Genomic DNA, 4,677 nt, shown 5'->3' on the forward strand with positions numbered 1-4,677 from the left:
GACGGGCGCTACAGCAACCCCGCGAACTCCAGCAGGAGTTCCCCCTGCCTGCGCCGCCCCGCGGCCGCCTCATGGACGCCTGCCACCGTGGCGCGGAACAGCGCCCACCCCCGCAGGCGCTCCCCGTCGACGTCCAGGGAGTCGGCCAGCTTCGCCACGCGCCGACGCGCGATGGCCGCGGCCCCCGGCGAGGCGAGCAGGGTGTCGAGCCGGTCCCGTACCAGCCACGCCACGTCGTACGCCCGCTCACCGACCAGGGGTCGGGGAGCGATCGCCAGCCACGGCGCCCGCTCGCCGGCGAGGACGCTGCCCTGCTCGAACTCGCCGTGCAGCAGCACCGGTTCCTCACCGGTCTCCCCGGCGGCCAGCGCCTCGCGCAGTTCCAGTGCCTCGTCCACCACCGCCCACGGCTCCTCGCAGAGCTCCCGCAGGCCGCCCGCCAGGGCCGCCGTGTGCTCGGCGACGCTCGGGAACGGGTGATCGGCCGGTGGCGGCACCCACAGCCGCTGGAGCGTCGCCGCGGCCTCCAGCTGCGCCTTCGGCTCCGCCAGCGAGCGCAGGCTGACCTCGCCGTGCAGCCGTTCCAGCAGCAGCGCCCCGGCGGCGGGGTCCGCGTCCAGGACCTGTACCGCGTGGCGGCCGTCCCAGTGGACGAGGGCCGCGTGCTCGCGGACGGGCGTGCCGTCCGGCAGGCCGAGCTTGAGCGCGGCGGGCGTGCCGTCGGAGCGGCGCACCAGGACGACCAGGCTCGTCCGCCCGCCCGGTGTCCGCACCCGTTCGGGCGTCAACTCCCAGCGCTCCAGATACTCCTGAACGGTGATCGGCAGCCGGGCCAGCCACTGCTGCGCCGCCTCCCCGTACGCGGGGCCGGAGCTCAGGGTGCGAACCAGCCGCTCCGGCGGTTCGAGGCGGTCGTGCACGTTTGCCATCCCTGGGCTGTCCTTTTCGTCTTCGCTGGTCAAGCCCGCTCGGCGAGCCCAGGGAAGGCTACGCTGCCGCCCTGCCAGCGCGCCGCGCGCACCGCCGCCTCGCGCAGTGCCGCCGCCGCCTCGGCCCGCAGGGACCCGTCGGCGGCGCGGACGAGATCGGCGTAGGCACCCGCGATCCGGCTCTCCAGCCCGGCCGCGAGCCGCACCGCCGTCTGCGCGTCCTGCACCGGGAAGGGGAGTGCGTACGCGGCGGACGCCGCCGGAGGGGTGCCGCCGAGGTCCCGTACGGCGCGGTCCAGGGCGTCCCGCCGGGCGCGGTGCGCGTCGTAGGCCTCGCGGGCCTCCGCGGCCCTGGCCTCCTCGACGCGGCTGCCGACCACCCCGTACCCGTACACGGCGGCGTGTTCGGCCGCGAGCGCGGCCCGGGCCGCTTCGAGCGTGGTCATGTCGCAGCACCTCCGGAGCCGAGCAGATACGCGTGGACGGCGCCGGCCGCGGCGACGGAGGCGAGCAGCCGGGCGAGTTCGGGCGGGGCCCCGGCGAGCGCGGTGGTCCGGGCGTCGGCGGTGCGCCGTTCCGCGTCGGCGAGGGCGGCCAGCGCGGCCTTCTCGTCCGCGGGCACCTGCACCCGCGGGGCGGAGGGGGAGGGGGAAGCGGAGGGGGACGGCGACGGGGCGGGCCGCGGCCCGAACGCCTCGGTGTGCCGGGCCACTTCGGCCCGCAGCGGCCGCAGCCGCGCCGCCAGCCCCGTATGGGCGGCGACCGTCGCGTCGTAACGCTCCAGCAGCGCCGCGGAGTCGCGCCCCGCGCGTATCCGCAGCAGCTCGGCGGCCGAGTCGTGCTCGGGATCCGGGCTGCCGGCGCAGCCGCCCAGCAGCGCGGCGGCGCCCCCGGTCAGCAGGGCCGCGGCACCCCCCGCCAGTACCCTGCGTCTGTGCGGGCCGACTGCGCCTCGCGTCGTCGTCGTGAGCGGCACGGTCCTCATTTCCGGCTCGTACGGGGCTGATCACCGCACGCGAGCGTACCGGCGCGCGGCAGGACGGCCGTGGACCGGGCACCGAATCGTCAGCCGGCTGCCGGAACAGATAGGCTTTGACCTGACACGCGACTTTCCCACAACAGCACACGCGGCCGAGGAGTCACCCGGATGAGCACCACCCAGAGCGAGAGGCTGCGCGAGCTGCTCGCCCCTCTCGTCGACGCGCGAGAGCTGGATCTGGAAGAAGTCGAAGTGACTCCGGCCGGCAAGCGGCGTGTGCTGCGCATCGTGGTGGATTCCGACGACGGCGTCCAGCTGGACGAGTGCGCGGAACTGAGTCGCGAGGTCTCCGCGAAGCTCGACGAGACCGATGTCATGGGTGGCGCCCCGTACGTCCTGGAGGTCACCTCTCCCGGCGCCGACCGCCCCCTCACCCAGCACCGCCACTACGTCCGTGCCACGGGCCGCCTGATGAGGGCGCAGCTCACGGAGGGCGGTGAGCTCGTCGCGCGGATCCTCTCCGTGGACGAGGACGGGCTCGATCTGGAAGTCCCGGGCGTGAAGGGCCGCAAGCCCACCGCCCGCAGGCTGGCCTTCGGCGAGATCGCCAAGGCGCGGGTGGAGATCGAGTTCAACCGCAAGGTCGCGGAAAAGACCGAAACGTCCGACGACATTCAAGAGGAGGCGTAGCCGTGGACATCGACATGAGCGCCCTGCGGGGTCTGGTGCGAGAGAAGGAGATCTCCTTCGACCTGCTGGTCGAGGCGATCGAGTCGGCCCTCCTCATCGCCTACCACCGCACCGAGGGAAGCCGCCGCCGGGCCCGCGTCGAGCTGGACCGGTCGACCGGGCACGTGACGGTCTGGGCCAAGGAGGACCCGCAGGATCTCGAGGAGGGCGAGGAGCCCCGCGAGTTCGACGACACCCCGTCCGGTTTCGGCCGGATCGCCGCGACCACCGCGAAGCAGGTCATCCTCCAGCGTCTGCGCGACGCCGAGGACGAGATCACTTTCGGTGAGTTCGCCGGCCGTGAGGGCGATGTCGTCGCGGGCATCGTGCAGCAGGGCAAGGACCCGAAGAACGTCCTGGTGGACATCGGCAAGCTGGAAGCCATCCTGCCGGTCCAGGAGCAGGTGCCGGGCGAGGAGTACAAGCACGGCACCCGCCTGCGGACGTATGTCGTCCGGGTGGCCAAGGGTGTCCGCGGCCCGTCCGTGACCCTCTCGCGCACCCACCCCAACCTGGTGAAGAAGCTCTTCGCCATGGAGGTCCCGGAGATCGCGGACGGTTCGGTGGAGATCGCCGCCATCGCCCGCGAGGCCGGCCACCGCACCAAGATCGCCGTCCGGTCCACCCGGTCCGGCCTCAACGCCAAGGGCGCCTGCATCGGCCCGATGGGCGGCCGGGTGCGCGCGGTGATGGCCGAGCTGCACGGCGAGAAGATCGACATCGTCGACTGGTCGGACGACCCGGCCGAGCTCGTCGCGCACGCCCTGTCACCCGCGAGGGTGAGCAAGGTCGAGGTCGTGGACCTCGGGGCGCGCTCCGCACGGGTGACCGTGCCCGACTACCAGCTCTCCCTGGCCATCGGCAAGGAAGGGCAGAACGCCCGGCTCGCGGCGCGGCTGACCGGCTGGCGGATCGACATCCGCCCGGACACCGAGCAGCCGGCCGAGCAGGCCTGACGGCGGACGGAAGCAGCAGGGGGCGCACGGTGCGCCCCCTGAGCCCGTCATCGGGCCCGGAAAACTGGCCGATCTTGGCCGAAACGCATACGCGCACGATCAGTGCCCCAAAGGGGTGAGGTCGGCGTGGGGAGGTAGACTTAAGCGTGTCTGGCCGGACGCATGCCCGCGCATGCCCTGAGCGCACCTGTGTGGGGTGCCGGGAGCGAGCGGCCAAGGGCCAACTGCTGCGGACCGTGGTGATCGAGGGCGTCGTCGTTCCCGATCCTCGCGGTACGCTGCCCGGCCGGGGTGCATCCGTGCATCCCACACCGGTCTGCCTCGATCTGGCGGTGCGCCGCCGGGCGTTCCCGAGGGCGTTCAAAGCCCCCGGGCCGCTCGACACCGCGGAACTGCGCCGGTACATCGAACGGACCGGCTGATCGGCCGGCAGCACCGGCAGGCAACACCGTAAGAAGAACGGCACGGGCGACCGTGCGGTCAGGTACCTCGCGAGTTGGAAGTAGGTCGAGATTGCGATGAGCACTCGATGAGTACGCGATGAGTACGCCCATGAAGTAGCGACGGTCCGGTGGACACCCCGGACCTAGAAGGAGCGAAGTGGCTAAGGTCCGGGTATACGAACTCGCCAAGGAGTTCGGAGTGGAGAGCAAGGTCGTCATGGCCAAGCTCCAAGAACTTGGTGAATTCGTCCGTTCGGCGTCCTCGACGATCGAGGCGCCGGTCGTCCGTAAACTGACTGACGCGCTGCAGGGTCCCGGCGGAGGCGCCGGCAAGCCCTCGGCAAAGCCCGCGGCGCCGCGCAAGGCTGCCGCGAAGCCTGGTGCGCCCACTCCGGGCGCCCCGAAGCCCGCCGCCCCGGCCCCCAAGCCGGCCGCGGCCCCCACCACCCCCAAGCCCACGGGCGGCGCGCCCGCGCCGGGCCCGCGTCCGGGTCCCAAGCCCGGTCCGGCCGCCCCGGCGAAGCCCGCCCCGGTCACCCCGGTGCCCGCCGCGGAGTTCTCCGCCCCGGCTCCGGCCGCTCCCTCGCAGGAGCGTCCGGCCCAGGAGCGTCCCGCCGCGCCGCGCCCCGGTGCCACGCCCG

7 protein-coding genes are annotated in these 4,677 nt (G+C 73.4%); 4 read left to right on the forward strand and 3 right to left on the reverse strand.

Going from position 1 to position 4,677, the window contains the following annotated elements; all coding sequences use genetic code 11:
• Positions 1 to 8: 8 nt before the first annotated feature.
• From HG542_RS33670 to HG542_RS33680, 3 genes are read right to left on the reverse strand one after another with little or no spacing between them, the layout of a single operon-like run.
• On the reverse strand, positions 9 to 929 hold the full coding sequence (locus HG542_RS33670) for an aminoglycoside phosphotransferase family protein (protein WP_171088185.1): 921 nt from the start codon (positions 927 to 929) through the stop codon (positions 9 to 11).
• Positions 930 to 958: 29 nt separating this feature from the next.
• Entirely contained in the window at positions 959 to 1,375 is a 417-nt protein-coding gene (locus tag HG542_RS33675; protein WP_171088187.1) for a ferritin-like domain-containing protein, read from the reverse strand.
• Positions 1,372 to 1,914, reverse strand: coding sequence for a hypothetical protein (locus HG542_RS33680; protein ID WP_229922922.1), 543 nt, complete (start codon positions 1,912 to 1,914; stop codon positions 1,372 to 1,374). The genes HG542_RS33675 and HG542_RS33680 overlap by 4 nt, the downstream gene beginning before the upstream one ends.
• 162 nt (positions 1,915 to 2,076) lie before the next feature.
• Between HG542_RS33680 and rimP the strand changes: the two genes are divergently transcribed.
• The 4 genes from rimP to HG542_RS33700 form a co-directional block, all read left to right on the forward strand.
• Complete coding sequence (gene rimP / locus HG542_RS33685; RefSeq protein WP_171088189.1) at positions 2,077 to 2,598, forward strand: ribosome maturation factor RimP; 522 nt, start codon at positions 2,077 to 2,079, stop codon at positions 2,596 to 2,598.
• Between the two features lie 2 nt (positions 2,599 to 2,600).
• Positions 2,601 to 3,593, forward strand: a complete 993-nt coding sequence (gene nusA, locus HG542_RS33690; RefSeq protein WP_171088191.1) for a transcription termination factor NusA — start codon at positions 2,601 to 2,603, stop codon at positions 3,591 to 3,593.
• Positions 3,594 to 3,739: 146 nt separating this feature from the next.
• Positions 3,740 to 4,015: a YlxR family protein gene (locus HG542_RS33695; protein WP_171088193.1), complete on the forward strand. Its 276-nt coding sequence runs from the start codon at positions 3,740 to 3,742 to the stop codon at positions 4,013 to 4,015.
• Between the two features lie 178 nt (positions 4,016 to 4,193).
• Positions 4,194 to 4,677: translation initiation factor IF-2 N-terminal domain-containing protein (locus tag HG542_RS33700; RefSeq protein ID WP_171088195.1), on the forward strand; the 484-nt coding region annotated here is incomplete at its 3' end.

Source organism: Streptomyces morookaense, from assembly GCF_013030945.1.
In the GTDB taxonomy this organism is placed as follows: Bacteria; Actinomycetota; Actinomycetes; order Streptomycetales; family Streptomycetaceae; genus Streptomyces; species Streptomyces morookaensis.